This is a genomic window from Paraburkholderia sp. 40, assembly GCF_050434105.1.
Classification (GTDB): Bacteria; Pseudomonadota; Gammaproteobacteria; order Burkholderiales; family Burkholderiaceae; genus Paraburkholderia; species Paraburkholderia tuberum.
This window is the reverse complement of the sequence record NZ_JBNPVY010000002.1, coordinates 1,315,190-1,334,242: the sequence shown is the minus strand read 5'-3', so window position 1 is coordinate 1,334,242 and position 19,053 is coordinate 1,315,190. Positions and strand designations below refer to the sequence as shown.

18 protein-coding genes and 1 pseudogene are annotated in these 19,053 nt (G+C 60.0%); 9 read left to right on the top strand and 10 right to left on the bottom strand.

From position 1 onward, the window contains the following. The first annotated feature begins 1 nt into the window (after position 1). Both OKW28_RS07425 and OKW28_RS07420 read left to right on the top strand, forming a co-directional pair. Positions 2-628: a chromate transporter gene (locus OKW28_RS07425; protein WP_429444410.1), complete on the top strand. Its 627-nt coding sequence runs from the start codon at positions 2-4 to the stop codon at positions 626-628. Positions 629-672: 44 nt separating this feature from the next. After that, complete coding sequence (locus OKW28_RS07420) at positions 673-1,209, top strand: chromate transporter (protein ID WP_429444408.1); 537 nt, start codon at positions 673-675, stop codon at positions 1,207-1,209. A 219-nt stretch (positions 1,210-1,428) separates the two neighbouring features. Here OKW28_RS07420 and OKW28_RS07415 read toward each other — a convergent pair whose 3' ends face one another. The 10 genes from OKW28_RS07415 to OKW28_RS07370 form a co-directional block, all read right to left on the bottom strand. Then, positions 1,429-1,674 (bottom strand): hypothetical protein, encoded by a 246-nt coding sequence (locus tag OKW28_RS07415; protein ID WP_429444406.1) that lies wholly within the window; start codon positions 1,672-1,674, stop codon positions 1,429-1,431. Positions 1,675-1,777: 103 nt separating this feature from the next. Beyond that, entirely contained in the window at positions 1,778-2,674 is an 897-nt protein-coding gene (locus OKW28_RS07410; protein ID WP_429444404.1) for a DUF707 domain-containing protein, read from the bottom strand. Positions 2,675-2,821: 147 nt separating this feature from the next. After that, the gene (glf, locus tag OKW28_RS07405; RefSeq protein WP_429444402.1) at positions 2,822-3,934 is read right to left on the bottom strand and encodes a UDP-galactopyranose mutase; all 1,113 of its coding nucleotides are present in this window, start codon (positions 3,932-3,934) and stop codon (positions 2,822-2,824) included. 42 nt (positions 3,935-3,976) lie between these two features. Then, positions 3,977-5,188, bottom strand: coding sequence for a flippase (locus OKW28_RS07400; RefSeq protein WP_429444400.1), 1,212 nt, complete (start codon positions 5,186-5,188; stop codon positions 3,977-3,979). 279 nt (positions 5,189-5,467) lie between these two features. Then, positions 5,468-5,713, bottom strand: a complete 246-nt coding sequence (locus OKW28_RS07395; RefSeq protein WP_429444398.1) for a hypothetical protein — start codon at positions 5,711-5,713, stop codon at positions 5,468-5,470. 60 nt (positions 5,714-5,773) lie between these two features. Then, a complete protein-coding gene (locus OKW28_RS07390; RefSeq protein WP_429446884.1) occupies positions 5,774-6,754 on the bottom strand; it encodes a glycosyltransferase family 2 protein in 981 nt (326 codons plus the stop codon). A 733-nt stretch (positions 6,755-7,487) separates the two neighbouring features. Beyond that, positions 7,488-7,931: a hypothetical protein gene (locus tag OKW28_RS07385; RefSeq protein ID WP_429444396.1), complete on the bottom strand. Its 444-nt coding sequence runs from the start codon at positions 7,929-7,931 to the stop codon at positions 7,488-7,490. Further along, positions 7,931-8,776: a galactose oxidase-like domain-containing protein gene (locus tag OKW28_RS07380; RefSeq protein WP_429444395.1), complete on the bottom strand. Its 846-nt coding sequence runs from the start codon at positions 8,774-8,776 to the stop codon at positions 7,931-7,933. Before OKW28_RS07380 ends, OKW28_RS07385 begins: the two co-directional genes overlap by 1 nt. A 179-nt stretch (positions 8,777-8,955) precedes the next feature. After that, a complete protein-coding gene (locus tag OKW28_RS07375; RefSeq protein ID WP_429444393.1) occupies positions 8,956-9,516 on the bottom strand; it encodes a hypothetical protein in 561 nt (186 codons plus the stop codon). 79 nt (positions 9,517-9,595) lie between these two features. Next, complete coding sequence (locus OKW28_RS07370) at positions 9,596-10,186, bottom strand: SCO family protein (RefSeq protein ID WP_429444391.1); 591 nt, start codon at positions 10,184-10,186, stop codon at positions 9,596-9,598. A 498-nt stretch (positions 10,187-10,684) separates the two neighbouring features. Between OKW28_RS07370 and OKW28_RS07365 the strand changes: the two genes are divergently transcribed. The 7 genes and pseudogenes from OKW28_RS07365 (at position 10,685) to OKW28_RS07335 (ending at position 19,027) form a co-directional block, all read left to right on the top strand. Beyond that, positions 10,685-12,082: a PLP-dependent aminotransferase family protein gene (locus tag OKW28_RS07365; RefSeq protein WP_184070244.1), complete on the top strand. Its 1,398-nt coding sequence runs from the start codon at positions 10,685-10,687 to the stop codon at positions 12,080-12,082. 183 nt (positions 12,083-12,265) lie between these two features. Next, a complete protein-coding gene (gene eutB, locus OKW28_RS07360; protein WP_429444389.1) occupies positions 12,266-13,297 on the top strand; it encodes a hydroxyectoine utilization dehydratase EutB in 1,032 nt (343 codons plus the stop codon). Next, on the top strand, positions 13,294-14,298 hold the full coding sequence (locus OKW28_RS07355; protein ID WP_429444387.1) for a cyclodeaminase: 1,005 nt from the start codon (positions 13,294-13,296) through the stop codon (positions 14,296-14,298). The genes eutB and OKW28_RS07355 overlap by 4 nt, the downstream gene beginning before the upstream one ends. 53 nt (positions 14,299-14,351) lie before the next feature. Then, positions 14,352-15,395: a N(2)-acetyl-L-2,4-diaminobutanoate deacetylase DoeB gene (gene doeB / locus OKW28_RS07350; RefSeq protein ID WP_429444385.1), complete on the top strand. Its 1,044-nt coding sequence runs from the start codon at positions 14,352-14,354 to the stop codon at positions 15,393-15,395. Between the two features lie 7 nt (positions 15,396-15,402). Further along, positions 15,403-15,894, top strand: a complete 492-nt coding sequence (locus OKW28_RS07345) for an Lrp/AsnC family transcriptional regulator (protein ID WP_429444383.1) — start codon at positions 15,403-15,405, stop codon at positions 15,892-15,894. A gap of 166 nt (positions 15,895-16,060) precedes the next feature. Continuing rightward, the gene (locus tag OKW28_RS07340; protein ID WP_429444381.1) at positions 16,061-17,584 is read left to right on the top strand and encodes an NAD-dependent succinate-semialdehyde dehydrogenase; all 1,524 of its coding nucleotides are present in this window, start codon (positions 16,061-16,063) and stop codon (positions 17,582-17,584) included. Positions 17,585-17,628: 44 nt separating this feature from the next. Beyond that, a pseudogene (locus tag OKW28_RS07335) lies at positions 17,629-19,027 on the top strand (aspartate aminotransferase family protein). The last annotated feature ends 26 nt before the right edge of the window (positions 19,028-19,053 follow it).

The window sequence follows — 19,053 nt, the reverse complement described above, 5'->3', positions numbered from 1 at the left end:
ATTGGCCAAAGGCATTTACGGGCAAGACGTCAGCGACCCGGTGTCGACATCCGAAGACGACGCGCCACACCTCTCACCACCGCCGCGCGAAGTGACCTCGCTCGGCCTCTTTCTGATCTTCGCCCGCATCGGTCTGACGAGTTTCGGCGGCGGACTGAGCGGCTGGTTCATGCGCGAGTTCGTGCACGACCGACACTGGATGAGCGAAGACGAATTTCTCAACGGCCTTGCGTTGTCGCAGGCGCTGCCCGGTGTCAACGTGAAGAATCGGGCGATCTGGATCGGCTGCCGGCTGCTCGGCTGGCGCGGCGCTGTTGCGGGATTCTGCGGCATCATCTTTCCGGCGGCCGTCGTGATCATTCTGCTCGGCGCGTTCTTCTCGGCGATCGCATCGTTTCCGCTCACGCATATCGCGCTCGCTGGCGCCGCGGCCGGCGCGATCGGGCTGTCGCTGTCGATGGCGATCACCGCCGCACGCCGGCTGCCGCGCCGCGTGTTTCCGTATCTGGTGCTGCTCGCGACGTTCGCGGCCGCCGCGGTGTTTCGCGTGTCGCTGGTGTGGACCGTGCTGATCGCCGGCGCGTTGAGCGTCGGCTATGAATACGTGCGCGAGGCGCGCCAGCGCTGATCGCCTTGGATCGCCGTTAGTCAAATTCCGGAAAAGCTTTCGTCGTGTCTCGAACTCTCATCACTCTGTTTTCCGTTTTCGCGCCGCTATCGATCGTGACCGTCGGCGGCGGCCAGGGGATCATCGCCGAAGTGCAGCGCCAGGTCGTCGACGTCCATCACTGGATGACCCATGCGCAATTCCTCAGCGACTTCGCGATCGCGCGGCTCGCGCCTGGTCCGGGCTCGCTGCTCGCGACGCTGATCGGCTATCAGGTCGGTGGCCTCGGCGGCGCGCTCGTTGCGACCGTCGCGCTATTCGGGCCGACCGCGTTTCTGATGTACGGCGTCGTGCACGTGTGGAACCGGCACGAAGGCGCGCGTTGGCTGAACGCTTTGCAGGCTGGCTTGCGGCCCGTGGCTGCCGGGCTGATTCTTGCGGCCGTTTATGTGCTGATCAAGGAACTCGAAGGTGGCTGGGTCGCGTGGCTCACCGCGGCGGTTGCGACCGTGCTCGTGATGGGGACGCGTATCAATGCGTTGGTGCTGATCGCGGGCGGGGCGATTGTGTTTGTGCTCGTGCATTTTGCGGGGTTGTTATAGGGCGCGGGGGTCTCATCGGTTTCTCGTCAAGATCATCGCGGTTCGACTTGCCGTCGTCGACGAGGCACTGCGTGCGGCGTTGTAAGCGGTTTGCGCGTCCTGGCCATATCCATCTCTCCAACGCTCGGGAAGGCCCTCAAAAGAGTCAAAACCATAGACTTCGGTATTGACGTGACTCGCGATATAGTTGATTGATCTTCCGCTGAACGCTCCGAATTCTCAAATCAAGCCGTCACTTTTCACCAAAGATAGCCCTTTGGTGAGCAATTCATTCGACGATGTCACCGAATCTACTCCAAGCATGTTTCTTTCAACGTAATCAATTGTTTCTTCAAGAGCTTTTCTTTGAAGCCCGGCTTGAATGTCCTGATCTCTGCGTGCCCAGGAAGAGTTTATTTCGGATCTTATGATATATCTAAGCGACCTGCTTACGTATCGCAGCGGCATTTTTAAAATATCATACATTTTGCTGACTCCATCGATAATCGCGACAGGTGTGCTGCTTCGAAAACGGTCTATTCCGGCGGTAGCGATACCGTATTCGCATCAATCACACGCATTATCATTCTCAACGGCTTGAGCGCCTTTCCGGAGCCGGATGTATTGGCCACGTTGTGCGCTTGATATGATGAAGCCACGGGAGATACTCTTTCAGTAGCCTCATAAAACTGACGATATCTTTCCGTCGCACCGGATTGCTGCCCTTTACCGCATGAATGAACAACATTGGATTGCCCAGTCGACCGCTCGCATATGATTTGCCTACATCGCTTGTTTTGCCACGAATGACCTTTATCGGAGCGCCCAGCATCCCGTATTGCGCGAGCGTCTGATTCAATTCAAACAATGGACTCGTAGTTGAATCGTCTCCCATGCCGCTCCCAGCCGAACCGACCGGGCGTGTATGGAACACGGAAAAACGATCAATAATGCCAACCTTTCCAAAAGAAGCGACCCACTTGGGCCACAAGAAATCGACGCCCCAGCCTGATTGGTTCATCCCAAAGCTGTGTTTTATCGCATGCAAAGCATTCGACGAGAAACATGGCATCATCACCTCCACGAAATTTGTTTCGCGAAATTCAAACGCGCTGTTTTGCAACGTCGTTTGGTGACCGAAATAGCTTCTCTCGTCGAGAGACGGTTGCGCGAGTGCGAAATTCTCTCGTTCTACATACTCGAAGAAGTCGTTCAGGGTTTGAACATCCGTCAGGATGTCGTCGTCCGGGAGCCAGATGTAACGATATTGCAGAATCAATTGGGCATTTTGCAACATGAAGTCGTTAAGACCTTCCCATTTTGATCCTTTGAATCGATGTATGGCTTTGGCAAAGATGTCTGAATAATCTTCGTTCTTCCCGTAGTAACTCAGCATCAAATCAAAGTTGGGGGCCTGTCCGCCGCTGAACCATTGCGGATGCAAGGAACTGTCTCCACACCTCAGAACGACCAGGTACTTTTTCATCTCTCAATCTCCCTATGCGTTGAGAGCAGATTACGGGACACGGAAAGACAGTCACCGCGAAGAATTGCATTTGACCGACGCCGATCGCGCGAAACCATGAAACAGCTACTACGGCGCGCCCGATGCGCAGGCGAAGGCAGGTGCCAGCTAGAACTCCCTTATTCCCGCTCCCTGGATGAGTCCTTCTGCAGTCTTGAGCGCCGCACCAACGACCTGGTCCATGTTGTAGTAGCGATACTGCGCGAGCCTGCCCACAAAAGTAATATCGGCAACTGTCTCCGCAAGCGCGTTGTAGCGCAGGAACAATGCCTCGTTTTCCTTGCGTGGAATCGGGTAGTACGGCTCACCTTCGGCTCGCGGATACTCCCTGACGATCGAGGTGCCCGGATGCTGCTGCCCGGTGAGGTGCTTGAACTCCGTAATCCTCGTGTATTCGTGATCGTTCGGATAGTTGACGGTACCTGTCGTCTGAAAGCGCTCCACGTCGCTCAGATGCTGGTGCTGAAAATCCAGGCTGCGGTACGGAAGCTTGCCGAAGCGATAGCCGAAATACGCGTCGATCCGTCCTGTGTACACAAGGTGGCCGCATTCGATACTCGCTTTCACCTCGTTATAGTCGGTCGACAGTCGTACGTCGATATCTGGACTGCCAAGCATCTTTTCGAACATCGCGGTGTAGCCTTGCGCCGGCATAAATTGAAAAGTATCGGTGAAGTACCGGTCGTCGTCGTTCGAACGGGTTGGGATTCGCGCAGCGACACCCGCAGACAGTTCAGACAGATCGAGTCCCCATTGCTTGCGCGTGTAGCCACGGAAAAACTTGTCGCATAGATCGCGGCCAACGCTGCTGAGCACGGCGTCCTCGCTGGTGGAGATGGTTTCTCGCGCTTCACGTACCGACTCCAGGAACGCCACGGTGGCCTGCTCGTTCAGATCGAGGCCGTATAACGTGTTGATCGTCGTGCGATTGATCGGGATTGGATAGAGATCCCCGTCTATACAAGCCTTTACGCGATGCTCGTAGAAACGCCAATCGGTAAAACCCGACAGGTATTCGAATATTCGCTTGCTGTTCGTATGGAAGATATGCGGACCATACGGATGGATCAGCACGCCGTTCTCATCCTCACGGTCATATGCGTTGCCGCCTATATGATTCCGCTTGTCTATGACGAGCACGCGCTTCCCGCTTGCCGCCAGGCGTTCGGCACAGACTGCGCCAGCAAAGCCGGCACCTACGATAAGGAAGTCATATTTCATCTCTGTGCATCCTCGTCTTGAAAGCAGGAACTTTGCATTTGATCAGGTAGAGAGCCATTGAGGTCGTGACAAGAAATTCGGTGGCGAGGGCAGACATTGCCGCGCCCTGAGCGCCGTAAAGCGATACAAGCGGAAAGAGAAGGGCAAGATTGAAAAGTCGGAGACGATCAGTATTTCGCTGACTTTCTTCTTCATGCCGAGTGGCAGCATCACCTGAATACCGAATACATTGCTCAGACCGATGAGCAGCGGCATCAGGGACATCCACTTCAGGACGACGACGGCCGGTTCGTACCCGGGTCCCATCGCGATACGAACGATCAACTCGGCGCCGGCCCAAAGCGCGACCGAAGCAAGTAACATGGTCGAGCCCAGCAAGTAAAACAACTTGCGCACCAGTGCAAACGCCTTTGCGGAGTCTTCGGAAAAGAGTGCAGTCACACGCGGGTATATTGCGTTGGAGAGTGGTCCGAGCGGCGCTTGCGCGACGTTCCGAATCTTGTCAGCTACGCCAAAGTAGCCGACAGCGGCGTTTCCGGCAAGAAATCCAAGAACCACGCTATTGGTCGTTGTGTATAAACTGATCGCTGCCGTGGAAATGAACGTATGCCAGCCTTCACGAAGCGCCTCGATGATGTCCGCCTTGCTCGGCATCATCGCGATAATCATGCGGTTTTTTTCGATCAGGATCAATGCGACGAGTCCGGCAGCAACCATGCTCGTCGAACTGATAAGCGAGGCGATCCACGTGTCGGCGGGCGAGTGCACCAGGAAGAGCGTTAGCGGAAGCAGTAGCAACCGCGCGCTCAAGATCGAGATCGTAGTAAACATCATCCGCTCCAGGCCCTGGAAAAGCCACTGTGGAAACAGGACCGTTCCAATAACAAGCGGATAGGTGGCCAGCAAAACCGGCAGCAATTCGCGCAGTCTTGCTACGAAGAATGCCGCTAACAGCAGGATGGCAAGGCAGACCACAGCGATTAGCGCCTTTGCGCCTTGCGTTGCCCAAAAGATCTTCGATACCGCGTACCGATCATTTTGGACCCGTGCGACGTAAGCCGTCGATGACCAGTTAAAACCGTACTCGGTCAGCAGCACGAGATAGCCAACTATGGCTTGAGCGAAGACGTATGCTCCAAAGTGTCCCGGGCGCAGAACGCGCAACAGGTAGGGAAATGTTGCAAGCGGCAGCAGCATGTTGGCTACTTGCAGAATTGTCAGCGCAACGATGTTCTGTCGGAGTGGATTCGCCATGAGTTAGCCCGTTTTCAATACATCGATGCAGGACCGCTTGGAGACATGTCTTTCATGCCACCTAGCGAGTGCGCGTAAGTAGTCCATCATATATGTCATACGTGCATAGTCGCCGCCATGAACAAGCGCAGGGCGCACTCAATTCGATCCACAGCAGTCAATTGGCGCGACGCGACCACACTGTCATTAATAAGCACTTAAAATAGATTTCAAATTCATGGTGGCTCCGGTATCACTCAGTTCGGCAGCAGTTGTTGCGCCCGCTGCGGCTTCGTGCCCTCAATACGCAGCACGACGGTGGGCGCAATCGATGTTCCCGGCGCTTGCCGCACTGCCTTCCGCACTGCCTTCGTTACGCGCCCGCCCCAAATACGGGCGAACTCTGTCCGAAAAAGCGTTGACGTATGCAAATGCCGTGCCTTCGAGACGAGCAAACGAATAGCATTGTTTGCGCCGATCAACTGCAAGTTTCCAGTTCTCTCTGTATGCATATTTGAAAAACACAGGTTCGTTCGATTCGGTCACGCGATCTCGTGCACTTCCCAGGCGCTCAGCGTTATGTGCCAGATGGCCGATTCTGCCGGGTCAGTGGTGATTGAAGCGTCTCACGAAGCAATAGAAGATCCATGGATGGATCTTGAGCATGGTCCTGACGACGGACAACTTCGGCCGCCCGTCGGCATATATGCCGAGCAGGTGCTTCACGCGCAGTTTCTTCGAAACGCTGTATAGAATCGGGCTCGCGAGTTGGTAGCTCGGCGCGGTGGTGGCCGCTTGAAACGCGATCGTGCAGTATCCGAAGACGTATTTGAGCCGGAAGAAGAGACGCTTGTAGTCGGGAATCGGGAGGGCCGCGGTACGTTTTTCAACACGGTCCATGATGACAAAAAGATCGACGACGTGCGGGTTGAAGCGTCTCGAGATTGCCGATTCGCGGAACATGTATGAGTAAAGCCTGTCCGGAATGAGCCGCACGATTTTCGCGGTGGCGAGCGTCTGCACCGACACGCAAAGGTCCTCGTAGATGAGACCACACGGATGGTCGGCTGCGACGAAGATCGAACGGCGCACGAGTTTGTTCCAGCAAAAAGCTTGCAGCTTCAGTTCCATAATTTTCTGGACGGCTTCCACGCCGGTGATGATGCAGTCGCCGGAGTCGATGCGATCGTTGACGGCGCCATCGGGGCTGACGTGTTCGGCGGCGAAAATGACGACATCGGCGTCGTGCTGGTCGGCTTCGCGCAGCACGGTGCGAATGAGATCGCGATGGACGTGGTCGTCGCTGTCAACGCAGAGCACGTACTCGCCCCGCGCTTCTGATGCGGCGATTTTTCGCGTTTCAGCGAGCCCTTTATTGTCGGTGTTTCTGATCAACTTCCACGGAATGCGATCCTGTTGTGCGAGAAGGCGGGCGGCGATTTCACCTGAGCGATCGGGGCTGCTGTCGTCGACGGCGATGATTTCGAAATCGGTGCAGGATTGTGACAGCAGGGAGCCGAGACAGTGCTCGATATAGTCCTCGACCTTGTAGATCGGCAGCAGAACGCTGATTCTTGGTGCGGACATGGACAAGCTCCTGGAAGTTTGAGTTTCACAGGGCAAAACGATGCCCGTCATTCTAATCGTCAGTTTGCTCTGACGAATCGGCTCGGTGATCTCCAACTGGACCGGTCGTTGGGTCTTCTGCTGCATGAAGACCGTAACGACGTTTGTCCCGGCAATCCCAGCGGTGATGACCGGGGAGCCCGGTGATCTTGCGGATCCTGAAACCATCGGCGACATTCAGGGCTCCGTCACGCCCAAACACGAGCCCCGTTGGATTCGACAGCATGGCCTGAACGGCGAGACCGCCGTCACCGGAATAGCCCATCGCACCGGTCCCAGCGATAGTCCCAATGATGCCGGTCAGACAGCCTGAAACAGCCACGCACGAATGGGACATTTCATCACACACCTCTGGACCTATCCTGATGCAAGTAGTCGACGGGACGATCCGTCAACGCACATTGCGGGCGATCAGCCGGAAGGCAAAGTTGGAATATAGTCCTTGTCGCGAAGTCATTCAGAGCGTTGACCTGAAGCGCTGAAGATCTGTCGCATTTATTTGAGGTATGCGTCATCCAGTTCAATAAGCCCTTCGGACCGCAAAATGCCCACGATGTCTGTCAGATTCGTGGCTGGTGGGCCAATTTGACTTCGCGAGCGGTATCTCGGACACCTCAGGGGACTGTGACCGAGCGACGTGAGTACAGGCTCTCTCTCATCAATTCATGGGGATCACATGTCAAGCGGAGAAGCCCTATGGGGCCGTGACGAAGCTCCAAACCGCAGCGCATTCTGTATCGCTAAACGTGTATTGCGGCATCGCCTTTTTCAGGACGATTCCGGTCGGATCAACGCCGACATTCAAGGCCCGGCAGAACGAGCTCAGATCGTAACGGCTCGGCGGCCCGCCGCGTCCGCGTGTATCGCTGAGCAGATACTGGCTTGTCAACGGGGGACCAAAAGACGCTGCGTTGTCCGCGTGACCATGGCAATTGATACACCGGATAGCATTGTCAGGCAGCATGCGGTCGTCATCGCGTAAGTGCGCCGCCAGCGCGTGCTGCCCGCTAAAAATATCACGTCCCAACTCCATGGATTGCGATGAATCCGCGCCATTTGCCGCGGGTGTGACAGCAACCAAAAATACGGCCGCCGTCACGCATAGTGTGAAGGCGGCCCGATTCAAGGCGCGTGTCATCAGTGGATTCGAATAGTGGTTGAGACGCTCGGTACCCCATTCGCGTCGATAGCGAATAACATGTAATAGCCGGGCACCGCGACTCCAGAATCACCCGGAATTTGCAACACATACTGGTCTGCACTCTTCGAGTGGTCTGCGCTGTTCGCGCTAAAGCTTAACGGAACGCGTCGCTGTTCGTTGTTGAGCGAATGGGTTGCCGACGATAGACGCATCAGCGCGAAGGCGCTAATCGCCCTGTCGGTGCTCACAGAGATGGATGAGCCGAGACTTGCGTTCGCGGGCGCCGACAGAATCGTGGGGCGTGAAGCTGGTGAACCGTCCGCATTGAGAAGATACGGTGGCGTCAGTATCTCGACGTTCGGGTGGTTGGTCGAACATCCGCCGCACAGCCCCCCACCACCGCTTAAAACGCGCCCGTCCGGCAGAAGCAGCGCGATACTGTGATAAGTGCGCGGGACAGCCTGGGCCGCAAGCGGCGTGAAACTTTCAGTCGCGGGGCTCCAGATCTCTGGCGTCAGAACCGCGTTGTCGTCAGAAAAAGGTTGGGCATAGGTTTGACCGCCAACCACGACGACTTCGCCGTCCGGTAATGCAACGCTGTTGGCAAACGCGCGCTGATAGTTCATTGGGGCTATCGTGCGCGTGTTCGCCGCTCTGCTGCTGATATCTATCAATGTCGCGTTCGACGTCGCGTAGTCGTTTCCGTAGTCAGGCGCACCACCGACCGCGAGGATTTTGCGGACGTCATACATGACCGCGTTGCCGGTCATCGCGTCATTGTCAGCCCCTCGATTTCCCGACGCCGATATGCTGCCGGTGCCTGCGGTGCTAATCCACTGCATGGCTCGACTCGGTCCAGCGTGGAAAACCATGCCGTTGGAATCCGCGAACAACCACATATGGTTGTCCGCACGATGTATTCCTGCCGCATCGTCTGTTACGTCAGGGTCGCCCCAGTTGGCAGTTACCACGGTATTCTCTCGCCAGCCCGACTTACTCCACGTTTCGCCGCTCTTGCCTCCTAGCCCACCGTTCCATGAGCCCCCAATACAAACACATCACCATTGCTCAATGTCACGCTGCCTTGATAGGCTCGGGGAATGTTCATCGGTTTCTGGGATGTCCAGTGTCCTGAGTTGGGGTTAAAAGCACTGACCTTGGCGCTACTCGATCCACCCGTCACCAGGATATCACCGTCGGGAAGATTGGCGATTCCAGGACAAAACATGTCGTGGCCGATATTGCTGACTAACACCTGCGTGCTCGTTTCCGCCACCGGATCGAAGATCGCGGTATAGGTGCCCCCGTTGTTCTCGTGCTTGTTCAAATTCACTTCGCCGCCCGTAAAATCCAGCGGACTATCAGCCGACCAGACCAGCACCTTTCCATTCGGCAGATTAGCCGCTGCCACCGGCACTAGTGGCAAAGAAATCGGTGCAGACCACTGCGACGGCGGCGCGGTCTGCGCTGCTACATCCTCGCACGTCGCAATCAACATCGACCCGAGGACTATCAGGGCCAACCTTTTTTTGTCCGTTACTGACGACTTTGGATAACTTGCTGGAAACAGATTTCCTTTCATCGCGACGCCCCCTTTTCCGGGTTACATGTATGGCCGGTGTGATCGGCAACTTTGGTCAGGCAAATCACTTCGAACGTATTCAAACTCCCAGTACACCAAGAACATCACAAACTTCTTCGACTCGTGGAAGATCAGCGCTGCGCCAGCGCAACAACGCGTCGTGATCGAAGCAATAGACCTGGGTCGAATGATCGGCGACATTGCGTGGCAGCGATGCGCGCCCCGCCAACTCAGTTCGTGTTCGGTCGACGTCATCTGGCGCCAGCGTGACCGCATTCCATCGCGGACCGGCATTGAAACGCAGGAGCCATGCGCGCAACGCGGACGGTACATCGCCAAATGGGTCGATTCCAATCGAGAGCAAGCGGATGGGATAGCGTGTGCGGGCTTGCAGCATCCGGTCCTGAACGGCGCTGAATAGCGCTCCCTGTAGGGGGCAAACCGAACCGCAACCCGTGTAAATCGTCTGCACCGCAGTGATGCCTTCACGCAACAACGCTTCGAGCGTTCGGGTCGTGCCAGTCTGGTCGACTACCGAAACATCGGTGAGGCGAACGGGCGGTCTGACCGGCCCCATGTTTCCATGCTGAGCATGAACTTTCGCCGATACCGCCGCCACCACGGCTAGAGCGGTTGCGTGCAACATCTCCCGGCGCGTCCACGCGGTCATGTCACCACCCTTGCAGTGCCGTCCTGATGTATCGAAACACCAGACATTGCAACGGCCCCATGCGCGACGCCGATCGGAACAAAATGCCGTTGCGGGCACTCGACAAGAAAAAGAGTGCAGCATTTCATTCCGAGTGCGACACGACTCGCTGGCCTTCTCATCGCAACCTCGCGTCTGGCGCATACCTAAACGATAGTGAGGCTTTGTTTCATATTGGCTTCGAAGATGGGGCTTGGCGAATATTCGCGAATTGCAAATGCTCAAGAAATGTAAGTAGGCGGGTTGCGAACGCTGTCTCGACGGTGAGTATGTCAGGCGGGATCGAGTCCGCCCAACGCGGGACGCGGGGAATGACTTCGAAGCACTCCTATCAGCGGAATTTTCCGCGAATTGCTCTAGGACAATATTTTTCCGCCCCGTTTTGGCCTCACTATGGAGATCGAGCAAGACGACGCGACTCCATATGGAGCCAGCGCCCGCCACAAAGGAGGGGCAGCAGTGATCGAGCAATGGCGCGAGGCCGTGCGCGCGGTGCACGGCGTGGAATCGAAATACAAGCGACTGGTCAAGGCGATTGCCGGCGACATCGAGAACACGTCACTGCCGCCGGGCGCGCGCCTGCCGCCGCAGCGCGACGTCGCCGCCGAACTCGCGATCAGCGTGCAAACCGTGACCAACGCGTACAAGGAACTGGAGCGGCAAGGCCTGATCCGCTGCGAGGTCGGGCGCGGCAGCTTCGTCGCGGCGCGCGTCACCGAAACGATGTCGAGCTACATGCTCGATACGGCCGAGCGTTCGGTGGTCGACTTTTCGATCGCGCGCATCATTCACACGTCCGAGCATGACGCGATGTGGCGCAAGGTCTGCGCGACGCTGTCGACGCTCGACGATCAGCCGTGGATTCGCGCGTTCCGGCCGATCGCGGGTTTCGAGCATCATCGCCAGGCGGGTATTGCATGGCTCGCGTCGCTCGGCATGCCGGCTTCGGCCGATACGCTGCTCGTCACGAACGGGGCCGCCCACGGCATTTTTCTCGCGCTCGCTTCGCTGGTGGGGCCGGGCGACACCGTGCTGTGCGAAAGCCTGACGGATCACGGCGTGATAGGTTCGGCCAACGTGCTCGGCTTCACGCTCAAGGGCCTCGAGATCGACGAGTACGGCATTCACCCCGAGCATTTCGAGGAGATGTGCGACAGCGAGCGCATCTCGGCGCTCGTCTGCACACCGACGCTGAACAATCCGACCGTCGCGTTGATGCCCGATTCGCGGCGTCGCGCGATTGCGAAAATCGCCGAACGCTATGGCGTATACGTGATCGAGGACGACGTGTACGGGCCGTTGCCGGCCAAACATTCCACGCCCATTTCTAGCCTGATTCCGGATCTTTCGTTCTACTGCACGAGTTTTACGAAGTCGGTGATGGCCGGCTTGCGCATCGGTTATATGACGACGCCGCGCCGGCTCGCGCTGCGCGCCGAGAGCGTGCTGCGCGTGAGCAGTTGGATGGCGACGCCGCCGATGGCCGAGATCGCCACGCGCTGGATCGTCGACGGCACGGCCGCGCGGCTCGTCGAAATTCAGCGCGAGCGGCTCGGGCGGCGTCAGTCGCAATTGCAGCAGACGCTCGGTAAATATGTCCTGGGCGCGCATCCGCAGGCGCTATCGGCGTGGCTGCGGGTGCCCGATCACTGGCGCACCGATCGGCTGGTGCGCGAACTGCGCAACCGCGACATCGCAGTCACGTCGCCCGATCCGTTTCTCGTGCGCGACGCCGACCGGCCCAACGCGGTGCGGGTTTGCGTCGGCGCCGAGGTCAGCGAAGACGCCTATAAAGCCGCGCTCGAAACGATGCGCGACGTGTTCGAGCAGTACCCGCAGGTGCACGATTTCACCTGATCGCGCCGGTGCGCGAATTGTGGAACGCGCTGACCGAAATGAACTAGGACAATAAAAATCCTTTTTTAGAACACTAGACTGGGCTGCATGGAAAGCGATGCGGTCGCGAGTCACTGTGTTTATAGGCGATAGCCGTGCCCGCATCGAATAGCGAATCGACCTCTTTGATGCAGGGCCTGGTGCATGTCCGTTCCATCGTCAACCGATCTTTCGTTAGCCGACATTTACCGCGCGCGCAGCCGTATCGACGGTCGCGTATGCCGTACGCCGCTCGTCGAATCGCCGAGCCTGTCGGCGCACGCGGGCACGCCGGTTTATCTGAAGCTCGAAACCGTGCAGCCGACCGGCAGCTTCAAGCTGCGCGGCGCGACCAATGCGCTGGCGCAGTTGGCCGAGCAGGGCTGCACTCGCGTGGTGACCGCATCGACCGGTAATCATGGCCGCGCGCTCGCGCATGCGGCGCGCGCGCTCGGTATGGACGCGACCGTGTGTCTGTCGCGCCTCGTGCCCGCCAACAAGGTCGACGCGGTACGGGCGCTCGGCGCGCACGTGCGCATTACCGGCCAAAGTCAGGACGAGGCCGAGCACGAAGCATTGCGGCTCGCGCGCGAAGAAGGCTATGCGTACGTGCCGCCATTCGACGATCCGCGCGTGATCGCCGGACAGGGGACGATCGGGCTCGAAATCGTCGAGTCCTTGCCCGATGTCGCGAACATCGTGGTGCCGTTGTCGGGCGGCGGGCTGTTTGCCGGCATCGCGCTCGCGGCGAAAAGCACCAATCCCACGATCGGCTTGACCGGCGTCACGATGGCGCGCGGCGCCGCGATGCATGCGAGTCTCGCCGCCGGACAGCCGGTGCTGGTCGAGGAAGTCGACACGCTCGCCGATTCGCTCGGCGGCGGCATCGGACTCGAAAACCGCTATACGTATGCGCTGACGCGCGATCTGATCGACGAGACCGTGCTGCTCGACGAGGCGTCGATCGCGCGCGGCATCGCGCATGCGTATCGGCAGGAACGGCTCGTCGTCGAAGGCGCGGCGGCGGTGGGGATTGCCGCGGTGCTCGATCGCGCGCTGCCCGCCGAACGCATCGCGCGCGGGCCGCTCGTGCTCGTCGTGACGGGCGCGAACATCGATATGAATCTGCATCGGCGGATCATCGGCAACGAATCCTCGCAAGCCGCGCCGTCACCGAACTCACACACCCCATCATGACCTCGATCACGCTCCTTGGCGAAGCCGAGCTTCGCAAACTCGTGCCGCTCGATCTCGCGGCCATCGATCAGATCGAAGCCGCCTTTGTCGCGCTCGCGACCGAGGCGGTCGCGATGCCGCCGATCCTGCGGCTCGATCTGCCCGCGCATAACGGCGAAGTCGACGTGAAGACCGCGTGGCTGCCGCGCCTCGACAGCTTCGCGATCAAGGTCAGTCCAGGCTTCTTCGACAACCCGTCGCTCGGTCTGCCGAGCCTGAATGGTCTGATGCTGGTGTTGTCGGCGAAGACCGGGCTGACCGAAGCGGTGCTGCTCGACAACGGCTATCTGACCGCGATACGCACGGCGGCCGCCGGCGCGGTCGCGGCGCGCTGGCTCGCGAAAGCGCACACGCCGCAGGTCGCGGTGATCGGCGCGGGCGAGCAGGCGCGTCTGCAACTGCGGGCCTTGATGCTGGTGCGCCGCGTCGAACACGTGCGCGTCTGGGCGCGCGACGCGGCGAGCGCGCTGCGTTTCTCCGCGGAAGTGAACGACACGCCCGGCGTGCGATGCGATGTCGCGGCCAGCGTTCATGACGCGCTCGCCGAAGCGGACGTCGCGATTACCACCACGCCGAGCCGCACGCCGCTGATCGAAGCCGCCGATCTGCATCCGGGCCTGCACATCACCGCGATGGGTTCGGACGCCGAGCACAAGAACGAAATCGCGCCGGCCGCGCTGGCGGCGGCGCGCTACGTGTGCGACCGCGCGCAGCAAACGCGCGTGCTCGGCGAATTGCATCACGCGCTCGCCGCGGGCACGATGCGTGACGATGCGGCGATCGTCGAATTGGGCCAGGTGATCGCGAAACAGGCCGCGGGCCGCACGAGCGACGCCGACGTGACGATCTGCGATCTGACCGGAACCGGCGCGCAGGACACCGCTATCGCCGCGCTCGCATTGCAGCGCGCGCGTGCCGCGAAGGCGGGAACGACATTTGGCAACGACGCGCCGCTGAAATGACGCGCGATGAACGGCAATACGCCGCGCAAGCGGCTCACGAAGGAGTAGTACAGATGCGGGCATCCCCGATTCAACCGACGGTCGATTTCAACGCCGACGGCGAACAGCATGGTTTCCTGAAGCTGCCTCATTCGCACGACGTCTCCGCATGGGGCGCGGAGATGATCCCCATCACCGTGATCCGCAACGGCGAGGGACCGACCGCGCTGCTAACGGGCGGCAATCACGGTGACGAATACGAAGGGCCGATTGCGCTGTCGAAGCTCGCCGCCACGTTGAAGGCGAGTGACGTACGCGGGCGCGTGATCATCGTGCCGTTCATGAATTTTCCGGCGTTTCGCGCGGGCACGCGCACGTCGCCGATCGATCGCGGCAATCTGAATCGCAGCTTTCCGGGCAAGCCGGACGGCACCGTGACCGAGAAGATCGCCGATTATTTTCAGCGCTATCTGCTGCCGCTCGCCGACTATGTGCTCGATCTGCACGCGGGTGGCCGCACGCTCGACTTCGTGCCGTTCGCCGCGATTCACGTGCTGCCCGACGCGACGCAGCAAGCGCGCTGCGAGGCAGCGATGCGCGCATTCGGCGCGCCGTACTCGATGCGGATGCTCGAACTCGACAGCGTCGGCCTTTACGACACGGCCGTCGAGGAAGCGGGCAAGGTGTTCGTGTCGACCGAACTCGGGGGTGGTGGCACGGCGACCGTGCAGAGCGTGGCGATTACGGAGCGTGGTGTGCGCGGCTTTCTGCAGCATGCGGGAATCATCAGGCAAGACGAAGCAATGGGTCACTCGAGCGCGAGCGCGAGCGCGCCGCGCACGACGACGCTGCTCGATATGCCCGACGGCACCTGCTACACGACGAGTGAGCACGACGGCCTGCTCGAACTGTGCAAGGACCTCGGCGACATGGTCGACGGCGGCGAGGTGATCGCGCGGATTTACGACGCGAAGCGCACCGGCGCCGCGCCGATCGAATATCGCGCGCGACGCGGCGGCATGCTGGCCGCGCGGCATTTTCCGGGGCTCGTGCGGATTGGCGACACGGTTGCGGTGGTCGCCGACGTGCTCGAACGAGGCATACCGGTAACGGTCTGAACACGCGATGAAATTCGACCGCTACGATCTCGCGATTTTGCGCATTCTCGCGAGCGATGGACGCATCACGAAGTCGCGCCTCGCCGAAGAAATCAATCTGTCGATTTCGCCGGCATGGGAGCGCGTGAGGCGCCTCGAAGAAGAGGGCGTGATTCGCGGGTATCGCGCGGATATCGATTGGGTGCGCGCGTTCAAAGGCAGCCGCGTGGTGGTCGAGGTCACGCTCGCGCGTCATACCGCGCCGGACATGCGGCGCTTCGAGGAGCGCATCGCGGCCGCGCCCGAAGTCGTGCAATGCCTCGCGACGGGTGGCGGTGTCGACTATGTGATGCACGTGCTGTCGCGCGATATCGATCACTATCAGCGCTTCATCGATACGTTGCTGACCGACGAATTGGGCATCGAAAAGTACTTCACCTATATCGTCACGAAGGTGGTGAAAAGCGGGGCCGAAGGCTTGCCCGAATGGGCGGAACAATCGATTGGCGAGAACGGCTGAGTGGCGCGCCACATGCGGTCGACGTACGACGAAAAGCCGCAGCCGAAAAAACGATAACCATGCGGCGAATTGCAGAAAAAACGTAGCCTTCGACAAGCGACAACAAAAAAAACCGCAGTGCCGCCGGACCTACAGTGATAGCAGACATCGCACACAGGAGGTCGTCATGTTGCTGGGTCATCCGGTCTTATTCAAATCGCTGTGCTACGTGGATGGACGCTGGGTTCATAGCGCGAGCGCCGCGAGCGTCGCGGTGCAGAATCCCGCGAATCAGGAAGTGCTCGGCCATGTGCCGATGCTCGACGCGGCGCAGCTCACCGCCGCGGTGGATGCCGCGCAGCGCGCGTTCGACACGTGGCGCTGGGTGCCGGTCGCCAAACGTTCGGCGCTGCTGTTGCGCTGGCATGAGCTGATTCTGCGTCATCAGCAGGATCTCGCCGCGATTTTGTCGCTCGAACAGGGCAAGCCGCTTGCTGAAGCGCGCGGCGAAATTGTGTATGGCGCGAGCTTCGTCGAATGGTTCGCGCATGAGGTGCGGCGCCTGAATGGGCGCACGATTCCGACCCATATCGATGGCGCTCATCTGGGCACGATCATCGAGCCGGTCGGCGTGGCCGCGCTGATCACGCCGTGGAATTTCCCATGCGCGATGCTCACCCGCAAGGCCGCCGCCGCGCTCGCCGCCGGTTGCACGGTGGTCGCGAAGCCCGCACACGAGACGCCGTTCTCCGCGCTCGCGCTCGCGCAACTCGCCGAAGAAGCGGGCTTTCCGGCCGGCGTGTTCAACGTCGTGCTCGGCGAGCCGCAAATGGCGATGGAAACGCTGGTTTCAGATAGCCGCGTGCGCTCGGTCAGCTTCACCGGCTCGACGCGTGTCGGCGCGCTAGTGATGCAAACGGCCGCACGGGCATGCATCAAGAAGACCGCGCTCGAACTGGGCGGCAACGCGCCTTTCATCGTGACCGAAGATGCGGACCTCGAACAGGCCGTGCGCGTCGCGGTCGCGGCGAAGTTCCAGACCTCGGGCCAGGACTGCTGCGCGGCGAACCGGATCTTCGTCGCGCGTTCGTTGTATGAAGCGTTCGTCGCGCGATATAGCGATGCCGTGAAGGCGTTGAAAGTGGGCGGCGCATTCGACCCGAACGTGGACGTCGGCCCGCTGATGCACCAGGCCGCATTCGACACGACCGTGCAGCGCGTCGCCGACGCGCGTGAGAAGGGTGCGCGCGTCACGGTAGGCGGCGCGGCGCACGAGCGCGGCGGCTGGTTCTTCGAGCCGACCGTGGTCGCCGATGCGGCGCCCGGCATGCGCATTTACGACGAAGAAAATTTCGCGCCGATCTCGGCGGTCACGCCGTTCGATTCGCTCGACGAAGTGGTCGAACGCGCGAACCACACCGAGTATGGACTCGCCGCCTACGTGTGCGCGAAAGATCTGAACACCGTGTTTCAACTGATCCGCCGACTCGACTTCGCGATGGTGTCCATCAACGGCGCGAAGTTCACCGGCGCACCGATTCCGTTCGGCGGCATCAAGTCGTCGGGGCTTGGACGCGAAGGCGGCGTCGAAGGCTTCGAGCCGTTCGTCGAGACTCGTTATTTCTGCCTTGGCCAGCTTGGCTTGCCGGTCAGCGACAGCGCCCCCGCTTGTGCCGTTGCACATGCGATGGCGACGGACGCAACGGCCTGAACCGACCGATTCATTCATCCAGACATCACACGAAGGAGCGACCCATGACTCAATTCGATCAACTGCTGAGCGCCGATCGCGCGCACTTCATGCATCCGTCGACGCACGCGCACGATCACGCGAGCGGCGCGCTGCCCGGGCCGGATCGTGACCGGCGCGAAGGGCATCCGTATCGAGGACCATCAAGGCAAGACTTTTATCGATGCATTTGCCGGCCTTTATTGCGTGAACATCGGCTACGGCCGCACCGAAGTGGCCGAAGCGATTTACGAGCAGGCGAAGAAGCTCGCGTATTACCACACGTATGTCGGCCACTCGACCGATACGATCATCGAGCTGTCGTCGCGCATCATCGACTGGTCGCCGCAGGGCATGAAGAAGGTGTACTACGGCATGTCCGGTTCGGACGCGAACGAAACGCAGATCAAGCTCGTCTGGTACTACAACAATGTGAAGGGCCGCCCGAACAAGAAGAAGATCATTTCGCGCGAGCGCGGCTATCACGGCTCGGGCATCGTCACCGGCAGTCTCACGGGATTGCCGAGCTTCCACCAGTTCTTCGATCTGCCGATCGAGCGCGTCAAGCATACCGTGTGTCCGCACTGGTATCGTCGCGCGCCGGCCGGTATGAACGAAACGCAGTTCGTCGCGTACTGCGTCGACGAACTCGAAAAACTGATCGCGCGCGAAGGCGCCGATACGATCGCGGCCTTCATCGGCGAACCGGTGATGGGCACGGGCGGCATCGTACCGCCGCCGGCCGGTTACTGGCCCGCGATCCAGCAGGTGCTGAAAAAGCACGACATCCTGTTGATCTGCGACGAAGTGGTGTGCGGTTTCGGCCGGCTCGGCTCGAAGATGGGTGCGCAGCACTACGGCATTCAACCCGATCTGATCACTGTCGCGAAGGGTTTGACGAGTGCTTACGCGCCGCTGTCCGGCGTGATCGTCAGCGAAGGCGTATGGGACGTGATCGATAAGGCATCGCAGGAATCGGGTGCGTTGGGGCATGGCTGGACCTATTCGGGCCATCCGATCTGCGCGGCGGCGGCGCTCGCCAACCTCGAAATTCTCGAACGCGAGAACCTGATGCAGAATGCGGCGCAAACCGGCGCTTATCTGCTGGAGCAATTGCATGCGGCGTTCGACTCGCATCCGCTCGTCGGCGAAGTGCGCGGCGTGGGCATGCTGGCCGCGCTGGAGTTCATGGCCGACAAGGATCTCCGCACGCCGTTCGATGCGGCGCTGAAGGTCGGGCCGCGTGTGTCGGCTGCCGCGATGCAGCGCGGACTGATCGCGCGGGCGATGCCGCACGGCGACATTCTCGGCTTCGCGCCGCCGCTGGTGACGTCGCGCGGCGACGTGGACGAGATCGTGAAGCTGACGCGCGAGGCGGTGGATGAGGTGGCGTCGCAGGTGTTTGCGCCGGCTGCTTCGCTTTGATGAACTGAGGTGAAAGAGAGCCCCGG